The following is a 19,325-nucleotide window of genomic DNA, read 5'->3' as shown; positions in this document are numbered from 1 at the left end:
CCGCGGCCCGGAATCACCGAAAGGCCACCATGAACAAGCTGCAGAGAACGCCTGAGCGCTACACGACCGAAGAATACCGCGAACGCCTCGTCCGCATACGTGCCAAGATGGAAAAACAGGGGTTCGACATGCTGATCCTCAGCGATCCGTCGAACATGTCCTGGGTGTCCGGCTACGGCGGCTGGTCCTTCTACGTGCACCAATGCGTGGTCATCGGCCCTACGGGCGACCCGGTGTGGTTCGGCCGCTTGCAGGATGCCAACGGTGCCTACCGGACCGTCTGGATCAGCCGCGACAACGTCATCGGCTATCCCGACCACTATGTGCAGTCCACCGAATGCCACCCGATGGAATACCTGTGCCAGAAGCTCACCGACATGGGCTGGGCCAAGGGCACCATCGGGGTCGAGATGGACAATTACTGGTTCTCGGCTCGCGCCTACGAACGGCTGCAGAACGGCCTGCCCGATGCGAAGTTCAAGGATGCCACCGGCTTCATCAACTGGGAACGGTCGGTGAAGTCCGAGAAGGAGCTCGAATACATGCGCCAGGCGGCGCGCATCGTCGAGCGGATGCATCACCGCATCGCCGACAAGGTCGACGTAGGGGTGCGCAAATGCGATCTCGTGGCCGAGATCTACGATGCGGGCCTGCGCTATGACGAATGGTACGGCCATGGCGGCGACTACCCCGCCATCGTGCCGCTGCTGCCGTCAGGTCCCGATGCTGCCGCGCCACACCTGACATGGGACGATCTGCCCATGAAGGCGAACGAGGGCACCTTCTTCGAGATCGCCGGCTGCTACCAGCGCTACCACGTGCCGCTGTCGCGAACGATTTTCCTCGGCAAGCCGCCGCAGGACATTCTCGATGCGGAAAAGGCGGTGATCGAGGGGATGGAAGCGGGACTTGATGCCGCGCGAGCGGGGAACACCTGCCATGATATCGCCGATGCCTTCTTCAACTCCCTCGAGAAGCGCGGGATCGTCAAGGACAACCGCTGCGGCTATTCCATCGGCCTGAGCTACCCGCCCGACTGGGGCGAGCGCACGATGTCGCTGCGCCGCGGCGACCGGACAGAGCTGCGCCCCGGCATGACCTTCCATTTCATGACCGGCCTCTGGATGGAAAGCTGGGGGTATGAGACCACGGAATCCATCGCCATCACCGACGGTGCTCCCGAGGTCTTCTGCGACCTGCCGCGCAAGATGCTGGTGAAAAACTGACCTAGCGGGGGAGGGGCCTTTGGTCCGCTCCCCTTTGTCCACATGCTCAGTCCCCCAGTGCGCGCCGCCAGTCGGACCGGGCATGCAGCACGCGGATCACCTCGATCCGCGTGTCATCATCGGTGAAGACCACGAAATGCGCGCGGTAGAGATGCAGTCGAACCGGGGGTGAAAACTCCTCGCGCAGGCGCGCGGTTTCGGGAAACTCCGCCAGCAAATCGAGCGTCGCACCAAGCCCGGAGACGTACCGTTCAGCCTGTGCCTGTGACCATGTCGCCACCGTGTGATCCCATATGGCATTGAGATCCGCGCGGGCGCGGGGGCGCATCAGGATGGTGCGGGGCATGGCTTCAGATCAGTCAGTACGCTTCGAGGCGATGAAATCGCCTATGTCGAAAGCCTGCGGTTGTCCGCTGACCAGCCCTTCGTCGATCAAACCCTGAATCTCGGCAAGGGTCTGCTGGCGCTGCTGATCCTGCCGGATCAGATCCCGCACGTAATCGCTGACATTGCTGTAGCGCCCGCCGCGGGTGCGGTCCTCGACCCATGATTTCATCGGGTCCGGAAGAGAGACATTCATCGTTGCCATCGGTAAAAGATCGCCATCTTGGCAAAGATTGTCAAGTTTGTTGAGAGGGCCGGAACGGAAAAAGGCGGATCCAAGGATCCGCCCGTCCGTAGCTGCGCTGTCTGTCTGCCTTGCTGGGTGGCGTCTTGCTGCCTGGCTGGGTGGATAGATGCGTTGCTGTTGAGATACGAATACGTGTAACGCGAAGCCGCGTCAACAGATAATCCAATGTTTTCAAATAGTTGATAGATATTGTCGGATAATAAGATCCTGACGGTAACCCCTCGTAAAAACCTTTCGATCTCATGCACTTGCGAGCCTCTCCCGGTGATACTGGTCTTCCGTTTCGTACACAATTCAACCAAAGCGGCATTATTATTGATAAAGATCATGTAAATCGTTGAAATATCGACCCTGGCGGGTAAACTTGATGAGGTTTTTGCCATTGGGGGGTGCATGGCCGAAGAGACCGACGACAACTCCCCTGCGGAGGACATCACCGGTGCAGCTTCCGTGGAGCCGCCTGGCGAGCCTTCGGTCCCGGTCCCGGTCCCGGTCCCGGTCCCGGTCCCGGTCCCGGTCATCGGCATCGCTGCCTCGGCCGGGGGGCTCAATGCGATTTCGCGGTTGCTACAGGGGCTGAAGGGCAATTTCGATTGTGCTTTCGTGATTGCCCAGAATGCCTCACCCACCCACAAGAGCATGCTGGCGGAGCTGCTGGCACGAGAAACCCGGCTGCCGGTCCAGGAGCTGGAGCGCCGCAGCAAGGTCAGCCCGGGTGTCATTTACGTCGCGCCGCCGGGATTCGACGTGGTCTACCGTGATGGCTCGTTCCGGCTGGTCAAACCCACAGGCCATCCCGCGTCACAGAGACCTTCTGCGGACCGGCTGTTCATTTCGCTCGCGGACGAACTGGGCGAGGGGGCCGTAGGCGTCGTGCTGTCCGGCACCGGGGGCGACGGCAGCTATGGAATCCGCGCCATCCGCGAAAAGGGTGGCATCACCATCGCGCAGAAACCGGAAACCTGCACTTATTCCGCCATGCCCGAGGCGGCGATCCGCACCGGCTGCGTCGATCTGATGCTTGCGCCGCAGCAGATCGGCGAGCACATCCAGCATATCCTCGAAAACACCCGGGACCTGAATAAGCTGCACAAGATCAGCGGCGACAACAGCCGCAACCGGGATCTGTTCGACATTCTGCTCGGTCAGACGATGGTGGATTTCCGGCAATACAAGGCAAGCACCCTCAACCGACGTATCCTGCGGCGCATGTCAGCAAAGGGAATCGAGGATTTCGAAGAGTACATCCAGCTCTGCCGCAGCTCCGAGGACGAGGTGGAGGCGCTCTACCGGGACCTGCTCATATCGGTGACCCGGTTCTTTCGCGATTTCGACCAGTTCCAGGTCCTGGCGGATACGCTTTCCGACTTGGTCGCGAACCGGACCACACCCGGGCCACTGCGCATCTGGATTTCGGGCTGCGCCACCGGCGAAGAGGCTTATTCCATCGCCATGCTGGCCTGCGAGGCCATGGGCGGGCTGACCAAAGTAGAGCCAGACGATCTGCAGATCTTTGCCACCGACATCGATGAGAATGCGCTCAACGTCGCGCGCAAGGGACACTATCCGGTGGCGGCGGGCGCGGACATCCCGCCCGGTCTGTTGAAGTCCTATTTCGAGATGCAATCGGACCACATCGTCGTCCGGCAGAGGCTTCGCAGCTTCATCAAATTCTCGCGGCACAACATCTTCCAGGACGCGCCGTTCATCAACATTGACCTTGTGAGCATGCGCAACGTCCTGATCTACTTCAACAACGTCCTCCAGGAGCGTGTCCTGACGCGGGTTTTGTTTGCGCTGCGCACCAACGGTCTGCTGTTCCTTGGGACATCGGAAACACTGGGCGCCATGGATGGCGGTTTCATCCCCGTGGCACCCACGATTCGGCTGTTCCGGCGGCGCGAGCACGGAACCGCCGGCAAGCCGGCGACGCCCGGACCGCAGCAGATGCCACCGGTCGACGGGCATCGGTCATCGGGGGGGCACAGGACGCTGCCGAACGATGACCGGGGGCAGGACGAATGGGCTCTGTTCGACCGGCTGGCGCGGTCGGTGGTGTCTGACGGGGTACTGGTCAACCGCGAGAACACGATCATGCGGGTCTACGGCGATCTTGCCCCGTATGCCGGCCTGACCGACCTGACATTCAGTTCCGTGGGGCTGTCCATCCTGAAGAAACCCCTGGCCCGGGATGCAGCCAGCCTCTCCCTGCTAGCCCTCGAGCATAAGCAGATGCGCTCGGGGCAGTGGCACGCGCTCGAAGGCCGCAACGGCCTCGTGACCCAGGTATCGGCCTATCCGGTGGGCAGCCACGAGGAGGAATCCGAGGATCTTGTCCTCATTGGAATTCGCACCGAGCAAACCACCACCGCGGTGCAGTCGAGCAATGAGCCCAGCGAATACGTCACTTATCTCGAGGAGGAGCTGGCGCGCACCCGTGACGCCCTGCAGGTGACGATTGAGCAGGTACAAACCTCGAACGAAGAGCTGCAGTCGGTCAACGAAGAGCTGCAATCGGCGAACGAGGAACTGCAGACCACCAACGCGGAGCTCATCACCTTGAATGAGGAACTGCTGGTCAATTCCTCGCAGCTCGAGCGGCTGTCGATCGAGATGAACGGGCTGATCGACAACCTGCCCTCGATCACCATGATGGTGGATCAGGGGTTGGTGATCCGCTACGCTTCAAAGGAGGCGATGGCGAATTTCGCCCTGCGTGAACACGGCACCGGCTTCGGCCACCTGTCGCAATGCCAGCAGCCCGAAGGGTACCCTGAGCTGGTGGGGATCTGCATGCGCGTGATGAATGACCACAAAGGCGTGCGCGAAACATTCCAGAAGGGCACGAGCCGCTACGAACTGCAGGTCGAGCCGATATCGGATTACGATGATCGTCTCGTGGGTCTCGTGATCCAGGTGCGCTGGGTGCGCGAAGACAGTGGCCGGGTCCTGCTGCTGGACACGTTGCGGGATTTCGGCGGGCTGGCCACGTGGCACTGCAACTTCGACACCGGTGAAGCCAGCTACGAGCCTTCGATGAGCGCCCTGATCGGAGCGCCGACGGGGCCATGCGATTACGACATCGAAATGCGTGCAAGGATCCACCCCGAGGATTACCAGCGGGTTCGAAAGCTGCACGAGGACGTGTTTGAACGGGGAGGCAACGGGCACTTTCATGCCCGGATCCGGCGCGCCGATGGGTCGATATTCCCCGGTGAATGCGGAATCTTCCAAGTCACTCTGGAAGATAGCTCCAGGGGGCTGGCTGGGGTGCTGCGCGATGTATCAGCGTTTCGCAAAAAGGAGTTGATGGTGGCCCTTTTCGAAGAGATCGCCGAACGGCGCGGCATCGGCTATTTCATCCATGACCTGCACAACGGTAGCCTGCACTGGAACGGCACCTTGGCAGCGCTGCTGGAGACCAGCGGCGCCCGGAACTCGGTGCCGTTGCCGACCGTTGACGATAGGGACAACGCCGCCGTCGCTTGGCTGAGTGCCCTGCAGGACAAGATCCCGCCAGGGCAGCTCGCTGCCGAGATCACCGTGACGTTCGATGCGCTGAAGCATCCGAAACGCCTGCACTGCAACCTGAGGGCGACGCGGGAGCAAAACGGGCGTGTCACCGAATGCTACGGATTCATCGAAGCGGTAGACTACCCAGAAAAAGCGAATTGACGATCACACCCATTAACGGGTTGTTAATCTTATGCCGCGATGTTTCCGGAAGCAGAAGGATCGCACCGGGATGACAACAGCCGGTAGGCAAATGGCTGATATGACGACAAAGGTCACGATTTCGCTTCACCGCGACGTGGACACGAATGAATGGTTCGTGGACAAGCTGGAAGCTGTGCGTGGCAACATGCGTTCGCTCAATTCGTTCTTCGTGCCGGTTCCGCTGCGCAATGCGTTTGTGGCGGACTTTGCCTCGTTCCTCCTGATGCGGCTGCCCAAGGACATCGGTCTTTCCGTAACCGGATTCGAACGACATGCGTTGGCGGACAGCGCGCTGGTACTCATGCGGATCCGAATAATCGCGCAGCGGGCCTTTGCCGGCATCCAGTCTGTGGTGATCCGCATCGCGGAAGCCAGGGGTGACCTGCTCGACCTTTTCCTCGTGACGCAGCGAATGGACATGCTTGCTTTGGCGTCCGGCGCCCCGGCGGAGTTGCAGGACCGATCTACCGACCCCGACAGCGCGCGCCCTGATACCTCCGGCACGGACAGCCTGCCGCCCAACGCGACGGATGGCGAGGCCGGAGACCCCTGACGCAACAACTTTGAAACGCCCCAAGGTTGCACGTGCAAGCAGTTCGTTTTTCTGAAACTGTCAGGGACAGACCAGTCATCATGACGGGAGTTCCGCTTTGAGCCAAGAAATTCCCGAGGGGCCTGACAGGATCGGACCGGCGCTGGAGGGCAGCAATGCCCTCGTGGTCGTGTTGGACCGGAACGGCGCTCTTATCTCGGTTTCCGACGGGATGAAGGCCACCTTCGGTCTGCGGGGCGATCCAGTGGCCTATGCCGATCTGCGACAGGGCATCGATCTGCCGCCATGGCAGGAGGCTGTCGTTATCCTAGATGAGGCCGGAGAGCTGTATCGCGTCGTTCAGATGTTCCGGGCGGACGGTTCCACGGGGAGGGGCTTTCTCGCAATTCACCAGGGCAGGGACGAACCGCAGACTTACGTCCTCTACCTCTTTGAGGCGGGCCACCTTAGCACGTCGCGCAGTCCGCTCGAGCTCGAGGCGTTGCGCGATCCGCTCACCCAGCTGCAGAACCGGCGCTTCCTCGACCTGATGGTCGAGGATCTCGTGCAGGCCAGTGCCAGCCTCGCCCTGCTTCTGCTCGACCTCGACGGGTTCAAGACGATCAACGACACCTACGGCCATGCCACCGGTGACGAGGTTCTGCGCCATGTCTCGCGCATCCTGATGGACACCGTTTCTCTTGGTGATCCCATCGTCCGGCTTGGCGGGGATGAGTTTCTCGTGGTGATCGAAGGTCCGGGCGATCGCGCCGAGGTCGAGGCACTGGCCCGCCGGATCACCGATGCCATTGCCAGGCCCATGCTGGCAGGTGGACGCGAGGTCGCGATCTCGGCCAGTTCAGGCATCGGGCTCATGCCTGAGCAGGGTCAGAATCTTGAAGAGCTTTTGGCCATTGCCGACGCGGACATGTACCGCAACAAGCGCACCGAGGGTGACGAACCCGCCCCGGGGCCGGTATCACGGCCGCAGCTTTTGCAGGATATGGCGCGCGATCTGCGCAAGGGGCTGTTCCGCCCCAGCTACCAGCCCATCGTGGACATCGCGACCGGCGAGATCATCGGCATCGAGGCGCTGTGCCGGTGGCATCATCCGGATCGCGGCATCGTCATGCCCGATGACTTCATCCCCATCGCCATGCGCCACGATCTTGTCACCGCGATAGACAAATGCATGTTCTCGCAGGTCTGTGCCGACATGGCCGAACTCGCCGCCGCGGGTGCCCCGCCGCTGCTGATCTTCTTCAACCTGTCGGTCCTGACCCTGCGAAGTAACGGCATCGAGGATTTTCTGACCGACAACATTCGCGGTCTCGGGCTCGACCGTGGCAGGTTCTGCGCCGAGATATCGGAGAGCATGACATTCAACGAACTCGATCCCGGCCGCGAAAGCGTGTTTCGCCTGAACGAGTTGGGCCTGCACGTGGTCCTTGATGATTTCGGCACCGGCTATTCCTCTCTCGCCCTGCTGAAAAGCCTTCCGGTGTCCTGGATCAAGATCGACCGCAGCTTCGTGCGTGACCTTTGCACCAACCCCAAGGACCGCAGCATCGTGGAGCACATCCTTGCGCTGTCCCAGTCGCTTGACGCCACGGTGATCGCCGAAGGGATCGAAACCTGCAATCAGCTTGAGACCCTGACCGAGATGGGGCTGAACTGCGGGCAGGGGTTCTTGTTTGACACCCCGCTGTCGTTCGACGTGCTTCAGGACCGGCTGCTGCGCTGACAGTCTCGGGCGGGCAGGGGGCGCGTCAGAACGTAGGTGGCGGCACCGCCCATGCAGACCGCCTGGATTGCCAGAACCCAGCCGGGCACGCCCATGAAAACACTGAACACCAGCACCGCCAGCATGGTGACCGCCGCCGTGTATCGGGCGCGGCGCGAAATGGCGCCCTCGGCCTGCCAGTCTGCGATCATCGGGCCAAACATGCGGCTGTCCAGAAGCATCCGGTGCAGGCGTTCCGATCCGCGCGCATAGCAGAAGGCGGCCAGCAGCACGAAAGGCGTGGTCGGCAGCACCGGCAACACCGCACCAAGAACGCCGAGGCCAAGGCTCAGCGAGCCGAAGAAGATCCACAAGAGCCGCAAGGGACGCCCCGCCCGCAAGGTTGCCGATGGACCCTACCTAGCGCACTGCAGCCAAAGCGCCATACCGCCGTGATAAAGTAGCGTCCGGTCTTTGACCTTCGGCCGGGACGGTCTACCCATGGGGGCAGCCTCAACCGCTTTGGAGACCCGTCATGCGCTTCGCCCTGGCCCTCGTGCTTTGCACCGCGGCGCCCGCGGCCCATGCGGCCGAGGCTCTTGCGGTGCAGATCGTCACCGCCGCCCCCGCCACCCGCAGCCAGAGCTATTCCCTCACCGGCGAGCTTCGCGCCCGCGACAGCATCTCCGCTGCCTTCCCCGTGGCGGGCCGCGTGACCGACGTGTTGGCGCAGGAAGGCGACGAGGTCGGGGCCGGCATGGTGCTGGCCCGGCTCGACGACGTGCAGCAGGTGCAGGCGCAGCGCGCCGCGCAGGCCGGCGTTGCCACCGCAGAGGCGGACGTCGCGCAGGCGCAGGCGGATTTCACTCGGTACGAGCAGCTGTTTTCCCGCAGTGCCGTCACCCGCGCCCGCCGCGACGAGGCAGAGGATGCCCTGCGCGCCGCCGAAGCGTCGCTGGCGCAGGCCAGGGCGGAGCTTGAGCGCGCGGACAAGGCCCTGCGCGACACCACCCTGCGCGCGCCGCAGGACGCCACGGTGACCGACCGGCTGGCCGAGGACGGGCAGGTGGTCAGCGCCGCGCAGCCAGTGTTCGAACTGGCGCTCGATACCGGGATGGAGGCGGTGTTCGACGTGCCCGAGGTGCTGCTGACCACCGGCAAGCCGCCCCCGGACGTGACACTCTGGCAATTGTCCGAGCCTGATGTCCTGTTCGAGGGCGTGGTGGACGAGGTGTCGCCCCTGGTCGACCCCGATACCGGCACCGTCGCGGTGACCCTGCGCCTGCCCGATCCGCCCGAGGGGCTCGGCTACGGCGAGGCGGTGCGCGGCCGGGTTGAACATCCGGAAACCGACGCTCTGATCGAACTGCCATGGACCGCGCTCACCACCACAGCGGGCGGCAGCGCCGTCTGGACCGTGGGCAGCGATGACACCGTGACGCTGACTCCCGTGACCGTCGCACGCTACGAAACCGAGGTGCTGCTTTTGTCGGACGGGATCGCGCCGGGCACCCGCGTCGTGGGCCATGGCGCGCAGCTGCTGTTTCCCGGACGCCGGGTCGTAGATGTGGAGAGCCTGCAATGATCCGAGCCCTGCTGATGCTGCTCACGCTCGCCGCCCCCGCCATGGCGCAAGACGCGCGGCCCGTGGTGTCCGTTATCGCCGAACCCCGTTCCATTCCCGCGCCGGGGTTTGTCGGACAGATCGAGGCGGGCATTTCCGTAGACCTTGGCTTTCCCATGGTGGGCACGATGGCCGAACGCATGGTCTCGCTGGGCGAGCAGGTGGCGCGGGGCGACGTGCTCGCAAGGCTCGACCCTGAGGACCTGATGGCGCAGGTGCGCTCTGCCGAGGCAGGGGTGAGCGTGGCTGAGGCCAACGCATCCTCCGCCGTCGACGCCCGAGACCGGGCGCGGCAGCTGGCCGGGCAGGGGGCGGGTACGCAAGTGGCGCTCGACAGTGCCGAACGCGGGGCGTCTGCGGCAAACGCGGCGCTGGAACAGGCCCGCGCCACGCTGGTGCAGGCCGAGGACCAGCTGTCGCTGGCCACACTCACCGCGCCGCGCGACGGGATTGTCACCGAGGTTTACGAGGATCAGGGTGTGACACTTGCCGCCGGCGATCCGGTGCTGCAACTCTCGGCGCTGACGGGCCGCGAGATCGTCATCGACCTGTCCGAAGAGGATGCCGTTGGCCTCACCCGCGGTGATCCGTTCCGGGCGGAGCTGATCGCCGCACCAGACATCACCGCAGAGGCCACGCTGGGGCGGATCGAACCCGTTGCCTCGCAGACCACCCGCACCCGGCGCGTACATCTTGAGCTAGCGGACCCGCCGCAGGCCTTCCGGATCGGCGCGCTGGCGCGGGTGCGCCCGGTGGTCAGCGATGCCGAGGCCATCGCCCTGCCGCTGACCCTGCTGCTCGATCCCGAGGGCGACGCCGCCGTCTGGGTGGTCGACCGAGGCGACGAGGCCGCCACCGTGCGGCGCACTCCGGTCACCGTGGCGGGGACCATCGCCGATCATGCAGTGATCTCGGACGGCATTTCCCCGGGCGCCGAGATCGTGGCGCGCGGTATCCATTCCTTGACAGACGGCCAGCCGGTCGGAAGGCGGATTGCACCATGAGCCGTTTTAACCTGTCCGACTGGGCCCTGCGCCACCGGTCCTTCGTGTGGTTCCTGATGGCGGTGTCGCTGCTGGCGGGCGCGCTGGCCTATGCCAATATCGGCCGCGAGGAAGACCCCAACTTCGCCATCAAGACCATGGTGATCACCGGCATCCTGCCCGGTGCCGACATCGAGGACACCCGCACACAGGTCACCGACCGCATCGAGAAAAAGCTCGAAGATCTGGACGAGCTGGATTTCACCCGCTCGGTCACTCGGCCCGGCACCTCGATCGTCTACCTCGAGCTTCTGCCCACCACCAAGGCGGACGAGCTGCCGCGCATCTGGCAGCGGGTGCGCAACATGATGGCTGACATCCGGGGGGATTTCCCGGACGAATTCCAGGGGTTCCAGTTCAACGACAGCTTCGGCGACGTGTTCGGCAACGTCTTTGCCTTCACCTCCGACGGCTTTTCCCCGCGCGAGATGCGCGATCTCGTGGAAGAGGTGCGGCGCGAGGTGCAGGCGCTCGACGATGCGGGCAAGGTCGAGATTTTTGGTATCCGCGACGAGGTGATCTTCCTCGAGTTTTCGACCGAGAAGCTGGCGGCGCTTGGCCTCAACCAGCAGACCGTGCAGCAGACGCTGGCGTCGCAGAACGCCATCGTCCCCTCCGGGGTAATCGAGGCCGGACCCGAGCGGGTCGTGGTGCGCGTCACCGGATCGTTCGAGGGCATCGAAAGCCTGTCGGACATATCGCTGCGGGTCGGGGACAGTTTCTTCCGGCTGACGGACGTGGCCACCATCCGGCGCGGCTACGAGGACCCGCCCTCCGAGCTTTTCCGCTACGAGGGACAGGAGGCCATCGGCCTGTCGGTGGGCATGCGCGAGGGCGCCAACATCCTGCAGTTCGGCGAAGAACTGTCGGCAGTAATCAACCGCGCCCGCACCCTGCTGCCCATCGGGGTCGAAATCCATCAGGTCGCCGACCAGCCCCACGTGGTCGATGACGCTGTGGGCCATTTCCTTCAGGCGCTGCTCGAGGCGGTGTTGATCGTGCTCGCGGTCAGCTTCGTGTCGCTCGGCCTGCGGGCGGGGCTGGTGGTGACGGTGACCATTCCGCTGGTGCTCGCCATCACCTTCGTGGTTATGGAATACGCGGGCATCACGTTGCAGCGGATTTCGCTGGGGGCGCTCATCATCGCGCTGGGGCTGCTGGTGGACGACGCGATGATCGCCATCGAGACGATGATCTCACGGCTGGAAAAGGGCGAGAGCCTGAGCCGCGCCGCCAGCTACGCCTGGACTTCAATTGCCTTTCCCATGCTGTCGGGCACGCTGGTGACCGTGGCAGGGTTCATTCCTATCGGGCTCAACAACTCGGCGGCGGGGGAATTCACCTTCTCGCTCTTCGTGGTGATCGCGGTGTCGCTGGTGGTGTCCTGGGTGGTCGCTGTGCTGTTCGCGCCGCTTCTGGGGGTCACCTTCCTGTCCAAGACCATGAAACACCACGAGCAAAAGGCAGGCCGCCTGCGGCGCGGCTTTCACCGCGTGCTTCTGGCGTCCATGCGGCATCGCTGGATCACCATCGCGCTGACCGTGGTGGTGTTCGGCGTGTCGATCTTCGGCATGCGGTTCGTGGAACAGCAGTTCTTCCCCAGCTCCGACCGGACCGAGCTGGTGGTGGATTTCACCCTGCCGCAAAACGCCTCCATCGCGGAAACCTCCGAACAGATGGACCGCTTCGCATCCTACCTTGACGACGATGACAACGCGCTGTTCCGGGCCAGCTACGTGGGACGCGGCGCGCCGCGGTTCCTGTTGAGCTATGATGTGCCGACACCGGGGCCGAACACCGGGCAGATCGTCATCCAGACCCCTTCGGTCGAGGCGCGCGATGCGCTGCGTGCACGGCTCAACGACATCGCGCGGCGGGAATTCCCCGGCGCGGATATCTTCGTCAAGCTGCTCGAGATCGGCCCGCCCGTGGGCCGCCCGGTGCAATACCGTCTCAGCGGGCCGGACATCGACACGGTGCGCGACACCGCGCGCGGGCTTGCGGGTGTGATGGCCTCGGATCCACGGCTCGATGCCATCGTGATGAACTGGAACGAACCGGCTCGGGTGATCCGTGTCGAGATCCTGCAGGATCAGGCCCGCCAGCTTGGCATCTCGCAAAGCGATATCGCCAATGCCCTAAGCGCGATCTACGACGGGGCGACCGTCACCGGGCTGCGCGATGGCGAGTACCTTGTCGACATCCTCGCCCGCGGCGACGAAGCCTCGCGCAGCACCGTCGAGGGGCTGCCGGGTCTGCAACTGTCGGCGGGCGATGGCCGTGCGATTCCGCTGCGCGCGGTGGCACGGTTCGGCTGGGATACGGAACAGCCGGTCATCCACCAGCGCGACCGCCGCCCCACGATCACCGTTTCCGCCGCGATCACCGGCGACGCGCAACCCGCCACGGTGGTGGCGGACCTTGCCCCCGCCATCGAGGAGTTCACCAACGCCCTGCCCGCGGGCCTCAGCGTCACCGTGGGCGGCACGGTGGAGACCTCGGGCGACAGCCAGGCGCCGATTGCCGCCGTTGTGCCGCTGATGCTGCTCATCATGCTGACGCTCATCATGATCCAGACCCAGAGCTTCCGGCTGGCCTTTGTCGTGCTCTGCGTGGCGCCGCTGGGGCTCATCGGGGTGGTGGCGGCGCTGCTGCCGTCGGGGGCGCCGCTGGGGTTCGTGGCGATCCTCGGGGTGCTGGCGCTGATCGGCATCCTGATCCGCAACTCCATCATCCTCGTCGACGAGATCCAGGCCCTTCGTGCCAAGGGGCTGAGCGCATGGGACGCAGTGTTCCAGGCGTCGGACAGCCGTGCGCGGCCGATCCTGCTGACGGCGGCGGCGGCGAGCTTTGCACTGATCCCGATCTCGCGGCAGATCTTCTGGGGGCCGATGGCCTTTGCCATGATGGGGGGCATCATCGCGGGCACGGTGATCACGCTGGTGTTCGCCCCGGCGCTGTACCTCGCGGTGTTCAGGGTGCGCGAGGATGGCAGCGGAGACACGCCGCATCATGCGCTGGAACAGGGGACAGAACCTCTGGACGCCCCCTCGGGCAACGCCTGAGAGGCCGACCACGTCCGCCCTTGATGGTCGGACAGACAACGGCAGGTGTCGGGCGCGCCGGCCTCGCCTGTCGTCAGCGCGCCGGGCGGCGCGCTGATCGATTTTGCAAAGCCTGGGCCATTGTCAGCCGGGGCAGAACTGGCTCAGGCCCATTCGCCCTTGCGGAACACCGGCACGCGGGTGCCGTTCGCGGTGATGCCGTCGATGTCGGTATCCGGTCCGCCGATCATCCAGTCGACGTGGATCAGGCTCGAATTGCCACCCTTCTCGGCGATCTCGTCACCGGACAGCGACGCCCCGTCGAGGAAGCACTTGGAATAGCACTGCCCAAGCGCGATGTGACAGGCGGCGTTTTCGTCGAAAAGCGTGTTGTAGAAGAGCAGCCCCGATTGCGAGATCGGCGAGCCATGCGGCACCAGCGCCACTTCGCCAAGGCGCGAGGCGCCCTCGTCGGTGGCGACCAGCTCGCGCAGGATGTCGCCGCCCTTGTCCGCCTTGGCCTCGGTAATGCGGCCATCCTTGAACGTGATCTCGATGCCGTCGATCAGGCTGCCCTGGTGCGACAGCGGCTTGGTGGACCGCACGGTGCCGTCAACGCGATGGGCGTGGGGGGTGGTGAACACCTCTTCGGTGGGAATGTTCGGGTTGCAAACCACGCCGTTCTGCGCCTCTGACGCACCGCCATGCCATTCGTGATCGTCTGCGAGACCCACGGTCAGGTCGGTGCCCGGGCTGGTGAAATGCAGCGCCGAGAAGCGCTGTTCGTTGAGCCACTGCGTCCGCGTCCGCAGGGCGGCGTTGTGGTCGGCCCAAGCCTGCACCGGGTCGTCCTGATTGACGCGCGATGCGGCAAAGATCGCCTCGGCGAGCTTGCCCTGTGCCTCGGCGGCGGGAAGATCGGGGAACATGCGCTGCGCCCATTTCGACCCCGGCCAGGCGCAGATCGTCCAGTTGATCTCGAAGTTCGAGATCTTCTCCAGTGCAGGCTTGTAGGCGGTGGAGGTCGCCTTGCCGACGCGGGCGACCTTGGCGGGGTCGGCTTCGGCCAGCAGCATGGGATCTTCACCGACAATGGCCATGCGCGCGGCGCCGCGCTCGAAGGCAGCGGCCATGCCCTCGAACATCCAGGCCGGGGCAACGTCGAAGCTGGCGTCGTCGGCGTGGGCGTGGCGGGCGAGGGTGATCTCTCCATCGCTGAGGATCGGCGTCACCAGCGAGGCGCCGGCCTTGTAGGCGGCCTTGGCGATCTCGCGCACCAGCGGCAGTGCCTCGACGGGGGCGGTGAGGACCAGCTCCTGCCCCTGCTTCAGGCCAAGCCCGGTGCGCACGGACACTTCGGCAAGTTTCGCAAGAAGGGTCGGATCAATGGGGGTATCGGTCATGGGGGGTCCGCATCTTGTGTAGAGTCAGACCAGAGGTAACATCCCGTGAGCGCCTTACAAGCGGGTTCAGGCCCAGTACATGGCCCAGGTGCCGGGCTGCCCGCTTGCCTGACCACAGGCACCGGGGCGGATACCGGAACCGAAAGGGACGGTTGGGACCCAAGGTCAAATCCGAACCGGAAGAGGCACCGCGAACCGATGCACATGGTCCGGGATGGTCGCATGGCATGGCGCAGCACACGCCGTCAGCGCGTGCCGCGAAGCCCCACGATCATAGTGTGAAGCACCGCGCGCAGACGGCTTTCGATTTCATCACCGGGGGTGTCGAGGTTTTCCAGCACCAGTCGGGGATGAGTGAAGCCGTACATGGACGACTGGACGAGCAGCGCGGCCTTTGCCGGATCATTCAGGTCGGGGACTGCCTCGGCCAGAAGCCGGGCAATCTGGTCGCGCCACACAAGCTTGTGGCACTGCACCACGTCGCGCAGCCGGTCCGTGGCCTGGCAATAGGCCTCGTAGAGCTCGGGATCGCGCACCGCTGCTGCGCGCTTCAGCCGCACCCGCTCGATCATCAGTGTCTCGAGCCGTTCCTCGGGCCTACCGGGGCCGGATACCGTGACAAGAAGCGTGTCGCGGGCGATGTCGAGCCAGTGCCCCACCACTGCGTCCAGCAGATCCGCCTTGCCTGAGAAATGCCCATAGAGCGCCGCATGGCTGACCCCAAGCTCGGCCGCCACGTCGGTGACGCGCAGCTTGGCATAGCCCGCCGCCTTGATGCGGGCGCTGGCCACTTCCACGGCCCGCTGCTTCAGTTCTTCCGGCGCAAGCCCGGTACGCGGCATCGCTCTACTCCTCCTGCCGGCAGTTGGCCTGTGCTAGGCCCGCAAAGAGCCTGTCGCCACCCTGCTGTTCAACGATGCGACAGCGATCTGCCGGGCGCTTGCCTGTCCTGCCATTACAAGTTACAATTTTCGTAAGTTGTAAAGACCTCCCAATACACAGGTGTCCCTCCATGGGTTCTCTTCTGAAGGACCGGCGCGCTATCGCGTTGCTTCTTGCCGCCACGCTGACCGTCATGTCCAACGCCATCATCAGTCCCGGCCTGCCGGGCATTGGTGCCTATTTCTCGGATACGCCGAACTCCGATCTGATGACCCGCCTGCTGATCACCGCACCGTCGCTTACGGTGGCGCTGATCGCGCCCTTCGCCGGGATCTTCGTCGATCGCATGGGGCGCAAGGCCATGCTGCTGACCGGCGTGGGGCTGTTCGCCGTCGCCGGCAGCGCGGGTCTTTGGACACCGACGCTGCCCATCCTGCTTGCCACGCGGTTGCTGCTCGGGGTTGCCGTGGCCATGCTGATGACGGCAATGACCGCCCTCGTGGGGCAGTATTTCCATGGACCTGACCGGGGGCGGTTCATGGGGATGCAGATGACCTTCGTCAATTTCGGCGGCCTGATCTTCATCGCCGCGGCAGGGCAGCTTGCCGGCCTGTCGGCCTTCTATCCCTTTGCCATTTACCTGATGGGCCTGATCTACCTGCCAATCCTCTACATCTTCCTCGACGAGCCAAAGGGCACCGAGGCCGGGCAGGCGGCCCACTGCCTCGAGCCGGAACCAGAGGGCTGGCGGATGCTGCTTGCGCTGGCCCTTGTGCTGATGATGCTGGCTTTCGCCACCTTCTATATCCTGCCGACCCAGATCGCCTACTATCTGGCCGAGCTTGGCTACACCGACCCGAGTACCGCCGCGATGATGATGGTCTGCGTGACCTTCGCCGCCGGGGCCATCGCCATGGCCTACCCCAAGCTGCGCGCACTGCTGGGCCGGGGAGGCGTGCTGGCGGCGGGCTTTGCCATGCTGACCGCGGGCCTCGTGGTGATCAGCTATGCCGAGCTGGTGCCGGTGATCGCGTTTGCCTCCCTGCTGGTGGGCATGGGGCCGGGCCTCATCGTGCCGACGCTGATGACCGCCACGCTGGACGCGGTGCCCATGCGGCGGCACGGCATGGCTTCGGGGGCGCTGACCTTCAGCCTGTTCATGGGGCAGTTCATCTCTCCGCTGCTGACCCAGCCGCTGATCCGCACCGGGGGCTTCCACCTGGCGTTTCTCGTCTTTGCCGCTGCGGGGCTGGTGGGCATGGTCCTTGCCCTCGCGGTCTTCCGGGAACGGCAGCCGTCACTGGTTCGCGCCTGATCCTTCGGGCATAGCCGGCGTGACACTCACGTCAGGACGAAAGGACAAGATCATGGACAGGAAGGTTCTGCTTCTGACCGGAGGCTCCCGCGGGATCGGGCTTGGCATCGCGCAGGAGGCTGCGCGGCGCGGCTGGTTCGTGTCGCTGGGCCTGCGCGACGCCAGCGCCCTGCCGGATGGGCTGAGCGCCGATGACGCCGAAGCGGTGCCCTATGACGCCAGCACCGGCGAGGAGGCTCCTTGGGTCGAGGGCGTGATGAAACGCCATGGCCGCATCGACGCGGTGGTGGCCTGTGCGGGCGTGCTCGATCACGATAGCATCGTCACGCAGGACGACGATGCGGTGCTGCGCCTCTTCGAGATCAACGCCCACGCCCCCCGCCGCCTTGCCGCCGCCGCGTGGCAGCCGCTCATCGACAGCGGGGAAGGGCGGATCATCGTGCTGGCCTCGCTGTCGGGCAAGCGGGTGAAATCGGCGCGGTCCGGGCTTTACGGTTTTTCCAAGTTCGCCGCGGTGGGGCTGGCCCACGCGCTGCGCCATGAGGGCTGGGATCACGGCATCCGCGCCACGGCGATCTGCCCCGGCATCGTTGCCACCGATATGGGACTGTCCGCCGCAAATGGCAGCCGCGATGCTGCCGACATGACGCAGGTGGCCGACCTCGCCGCGCTTGCGGTGAACACGCTCGAGTTGCCGGGCACGCTCAGCCAGGCCGAGATCACGGTCAATTGCCAGCTTGACGGGATCTACTGATTTCCCGCCGCCGCGCCTTGCGTGGCGGCACCCGGCTGCTACAGCTGTAGGCCACCCGATGTTCCCAAACGCCGATTGACCGCCATGGACCTTTTCGATTCCGCGCCCTCGCAGGGGCACGTCCCGCTTGCCGCCGCCCTGCGGCCGCAAACCCTCGACGACGTGATCGGCCAGCCGGGGATCACCGCGCCGAACTCGATCCTGCGGCGGCGCATCAAGGCCGGCGCGCTGGGGAGCCTCATCCTCTATGGCCCGCCGGGCATCGGCAAGACCACCATCGCCCGTGCCGTGGGCCAGATGCTGGGCAAGGAGTTCCGCCCGTTACACGCCACCCGCGACGGCGTGAAGAAGCTGCGCGAGATCGCCGACGAGGCCCGCATCCGCCCGCTGCTGATCTTCGTGGACGAGGTGCATCGCTTCAGCGCCACGCAGGCCGACGACCTGCTGTCGATCTGCGAAGAGGGCACGGCGGATTTCGTCGGTGCCACCACCGGCAACCCCTACCATGCGCTGCCGCCCGCGCTGGTGTCCCGTTCGACCATCCTCAAACTCGAACCCATGTCCATCGAGGACATGGAAGAGGTGGTGCGACGCGGCATTGCCTTCCTTGCCCGGCGGGGCATCGAGGCCGACCTGACGCCGGACCAGATCACCCTGATCGCGGGCCGCTCCGGCGGCGATGCGCGCCGGGCTCTCACCACCCTGGAAAGCCTGTGCGTGGGTCACGAGGGCGGCGCAATCACCATCACCGAGGAGATGCTGGAAGAGGCCTATGCCTCCGCCGCCATCAACCACGATCGGTCGGGCGACCAGCATTACGACGTGATTTCCGCCTTCATCAAGTCCATGCGCGGATCCGACCCGGATGCGACGCTCTACTGGCTGGCGCGGCTGGTGCACGCGGGCGAAGACCCCCGTTTCATCGCGCGGCGCATCATGATCCATGCGTCCGAGGATGTGGGGCTGGCGGACAATACCGCGCTTCAGACGGCGGTGGCGGCGGCCACGGCGGTGGAAAAGATCGGCTACCCCGAAGCGCAGATCGTGCTGGCCCATGCGGCGCTGCACATTGCGCGCGCACCGAAATCCGCCTCGGCCTGCCGGGGCATCGGCGCGGCGCTGTCCATGGTCACCCAAGGCGCGCCCGCCATGGTGCCGCTGCATTTGCGCGACGCCCATTACAGCGGTGCCAAGAAACTGGGGCACGAGGGCTACCGGCTCCCGCACAAGGATCCGCGCGGATGGGTGGAACAGGAATATGTGCCGGGGCTGGCTCCGGGGAGCCTCTACCAGAGCGATGCGCGCGGCGGCGCCACCTTCGAGCAGCGCGCCGACCGGTTCTGGGAAGAGCTGACCGGCCGCCCCGTGACACGCACCTTCCCGGACTGAACTGGTCAGAACATGCCTGACACAGCGCGACCTGATCGGGCC

The 19,325-nt window shown here is 64.9% G+C and carries 15 protein-coding genes; 10 read left to right on the top strand and 5 right to left on the bottom strand.

The genetic code is table 11. The annotated features are described in order from the left end of the window. Nucleotides 1–29 precede the first annotated feature (29 nt). The gene (doeA, locus tag IEX41_RS19175) at nucleotides 30–1,226 is read left to right on the top strand and encodes an ectoine hydrolase DoeA (protein WP_188791933.1); all 1,197 of its coding nucleotides are present in this window, start codon (nucleotides 30–32) and stop codon (nucleotides 1,224–1,226) included. 46 nt (nucleotides 1,227–1,272) lie between these two features. On the opposite strand, the gene IEX41_RS19170 is transcribed toward doeA, so the two are convergent. Together IEX41_RS19170 and IEX41_RS19165 are read right to left on the bottom strand one after the other, a co-directional pair. Further along, the gene (locus IEX41_RS19170; protein ID WP_188791932.1) at nucleotides 1,273–1,572 is read right to left on the bottom strand and encodes a type II toxin-antitoxin system RelE/ParE family toxin; all 300 of its coding nucleotides are present in this window, start codon (nucleotides 1,570–1,572) and stop codon (nucleotides 1,273–1,275) included. A 9-nt stretch (nucleotides 1,573–1,581) separates the two neighbouring features. Further along, a complete protein-coding gene (locus IEX41_RS19165; RefSeq protein WP_308421519.1) occupies nucleotides 1,582–1,806 on the bottom strand; it encodes a type II toxin-antitoxin system ParD family antitoxin in 225 nt (74 codons plus the stop codon). Nucleotides 1,807–2,250: 444 nt separating this feature from the next. Between IEX41_RS19165 and IEX41_RS19160 the strand changes: the two genes are divergently transcribed. The 3 genes from IEX41_RS19160 to IEX41_RS19150 all read left to right on the top strand — a co-directional run bounded on the left by IEX41_RS19160 (nucleotide 2,251) and on the right by IEX41_RS19150 (nucleotide 7,850). Further along, nucleotides 2,251–5,532, top strand: a complete 3,282-nt coding sequence (locus IEX41_RS19160) for a chemotaxis protein CheB (protein WP_188791930.1) — start codon at nucleotides 2,251–2,253, stop codon at nucleotides 5,530–5,532. Between the two features lie 70 nt (nucleotides 5,533–5,602). Continuing rightward, the gene (locus tag IEX41_RS19155) at nucleotides 5,603–6,127 is read left to right on the top strand and encodes a hypothetical protein (protein ID WP_188791929.1); all 525 of its coding nucleotides are present in this window, start codon (nucleotides 5,603–5,605) and stop codon (nucleotides 6,125–6,127) included. Nucleotides 6,128–6,224: 97 nt separating this feature from the next. Then, nucleotides 6,225–7,850, top strand: a complete 1,626-nt coding sequence (locus IEX41_RS19150; RefSeq protein WP_188791928.1) for a putative bifunctional diguanylate cyclase/phosphodiesterase — start codon at nucleotides 6,225–6,227, stop codon at nucleotides 7,848–7,850. Here IEX41_RS19150 and IEX41_RS19145 read toward each other — a convergent pair. Beyond that, nucleotides 7,829–8,212, bottom strand: a complete 384-nt coding sequence (locus IEX41_RS19145) for a YbaN family protein (protein WP_188791927.1) — start codon at nucleotides 8,210–8,212, stop codon at nucleotides 7,829–7,831. The two genes, IEX41_RS19150 and IEX41_RS19145, sit on opposite strands and share 22 nt — an antisense overlap. Before the next feature lie 152 nt (nucleotides 8,213–8,364). Between IEX41_RS19145 and IEX41_RS19140 the strand changes: the two genes are divergently transcribed. From IEX41_RS19140 to IEX41_RS19130, 3 genes are read left to right on the top strand one after another with little or no spacing between them, the layout of a single operon-like run. Further along, nucleotides 8,365–9,414 (top strand): efflux RND transporter periplasmic adaptor subunit, encoded by a 1,050-nt coding sequence (locus IEX41_RS19140; protein WP_188791926.1) that lies wholly within the window; start codon nucleotides 8,365–8,367, stop codon nucleotides 9,412–9,414. Next, a complete protein-coding gene (locus IEX41_RS19135; RefSeq protein WP_188791925.1) occupies nucleotides 9,411–10,457 on the top strand; it encodes an efflux RND transporter periplasmic adaptor subunit in 1,047 nt (348 codons plus the stop codon). Before IEX41_RS19140 ends, IEX41_RS19135 begins: the two co-directional genes overlap by 4 nt. Next, nucleotides 10,454–13,561: an efflux RND transporter permease subunit gene (locus IEX41_RS19130; RefSeq protein ID WP_188791924.1), complete on the top strand. Its 3,108-nt coding sequence runs from the start codon at nucleotides 10,454–10,456 to the stop codon at nucleotides 13,559–13,561. Before IEX41_RS19135 ends, IEX41_RS19130 begins: the two co-directional genes overlap by 4 nt. 143 nt (nucleotides 13,562–13,704) lie before the next feature. On the opposite strand, the gene IEX41_RS19125 is transcribed toward IEX41_RS19130, so the two are convergent. Beyond that, the gene (locus IEX41_RS19125; RefSeq protein ID WP_188791923.1) at nucleotides 13,705–14,943 is read right to left on the bottom strand and encodes an aminopeptidase; all 1,239 of its coding nucleotides are present in this window, start codon (nucleotides 14,941–14,943) and stop codon (nucleotides 13,705–13,707) included. A gap of 245 nt (nucleotides 14,944–15,188) precedes the next feature. Further along, nucleotides 15,189–15,785, bottom strand: coding sequence for a TetR/AcrR family transcriptional regulator (locus IEX41_RS19120; protein ID WP_188791922.1), 597 nt, complete (start codon nucleotides 15,783–15,785; stop codon nucleotides 15,189–15,191). A gap of 170 nt (nucleotides 15,786–15,955) precedes the next feature. On the opposite strand from IEX41_RS19120, the gene IEX41_RS19115 reads away from it, so the two are divergent. From IEX41_RS19115 to IEX41_RS19105, 3 genes are all read left to right on the top strand, one after another. Next, nucleotides 15,956–17,140, top strand: coding sequence for an MFS transporter (locus IEX41_RS19115; protein ID WP_188791921.1), 1,185 nt, complete (start codon nucleotides 15,956–15,958; stop codon nucleotides 17,138–17,140). 52 nt (nucleotides 17,141–17,192) lie between these two features. Then, a complete protein-coding gene (locus IEX41_RS19110) occupies nucleotides 17,193–17,894 on the top strand; it encodes an SDR family NAD(P)-dependent oxidoreductase (RefSeq protein ID WP_188791920.1) in 702 nt (233 codons plus the stop codon). Nucleotides 17,895–17,978: 84 nt separating this feature from the next. After that, nucleotides 17,979–19,283 carry a replication-associated recombination protein A gene (locus IEX41_RS19105; RefSeq protein ID WP_188791919.1) on the top strand — a complete coding sequence of 435 codons (1,305 nt, stop codon included), beginning with the start codon at nucleotides 17,979–17,981 and terminating at the stop codon, nucleotides 19,281–19,283. Nucleotides 19,284–19,325: the final 42 nt, after the last annotated feature.

Origin of the sequence: Salipiger pallidus, assembly GCF_014643635.1 — a bacterium.
Taxonomy (GTDB): Bacteria; Pseudomonadota; Alphaproteobacteria; order Rhodobacterales; family Rhodobacteraceae; genus Salipiger; species Salipiger pallidus.
The sequence above is the reverse complement of the archived record's forward strand: the minus strand, read 5'-3'. Positions and strand labels throughout refer to the sequence as shown.

Bases quoted from the DNA above. Each gene is read 5' to 3' on its own strand.
- doeA (WP_188791933.1), top strand. From the start codon at position 30: ATGAACAAGCTGCAGAGAACGCCTGAGCGCTACACGACCGAAGAATAC.
- IEX41_RS19170 (WP_188791932.1), bottom strand. From the start codon at position 1,572: ATGCCCCGCACCATCCTGATGCGCCCCCGCGCCCGCGCGGATCTCAAT.
- IEX41_RS19165 (WP_308421519.1), bottom strand. From the start codon at position 1,806: ATGAATGTCTCTCTTCCGGACCCGATGAAATCATGGGTCGAGGACCGC.
- IEX41_RS19160 (WP_188791930.1), top strand. From the start codon at position 2,251: ATGGCCGAAGAGACCGACGACAACTCCCCTGCGGAGGACATCACCGGT.
- IEX41_RS19155 (WP_188791929.1), top strand. From the start codon at position 5,603: ATGACAACAGCCGGTAGGCAAATGGCTGATATGACGACAAAGGTCACG.
- IEX41_RS19140 (WP_188791926.1), top strand. From the start codon at position 8,365: ATGCGCTTCGCCCTGGCCCTCGTGCTTTGCACCGCGGCGCCCGCGGCC.
- IEX41_RS19135 (WP_188791925.1), top strand. From the start codon at position 9,411: ATGATCCGAGCCCTGCTGATGCTGCTCACGCTCGCCGCCCCCGCCATG.
- IEX41_RS19130 (WP_188791924.1), top strand. From the start codon at position 10,454: ATGAGCCGTTTTAACCTGTCCGACTGGGCCCTGCGCCACCGGTCCTTC.
- IEX41_RS19125 (WP_188791923.1), bottom strand. From the start codon at position 14,943: ATGACCGATACCCCCATTGATCCGACCCTTCTTGCGAAACTTGCCGAA.
- IEX41_RS19120 (WP_188791922.1), bottom strand. From the start codon at position 15,785: ATGCCGCGTACCGGGCTTGCGCCGGAAGAACTGAAGCAGCGGGCCGTG.
- IEX41_RS19115 (WP_188791921.1), top strand. From the start codon at position 15,956: ATGGGTTCTCTTCTGAAGGACCGGCGCGCTATCGCGTTGCTTCTTGCC.
- IEX41_RS19110 (WP_188791920.1), top strand. From the start codon at position 17,193: ATGGACAGGAAGGTTCTGCTTCTGACCGGAGGCTCCCGCGGGATCGGG.
- IEX41_RS19105 (WP_188791919.1), top strand. From the start codon at position 17,979: ATGGACCTTTTCGATTCCGCGCCCTCGCAGGGGCACGTCCCGCTTGCC.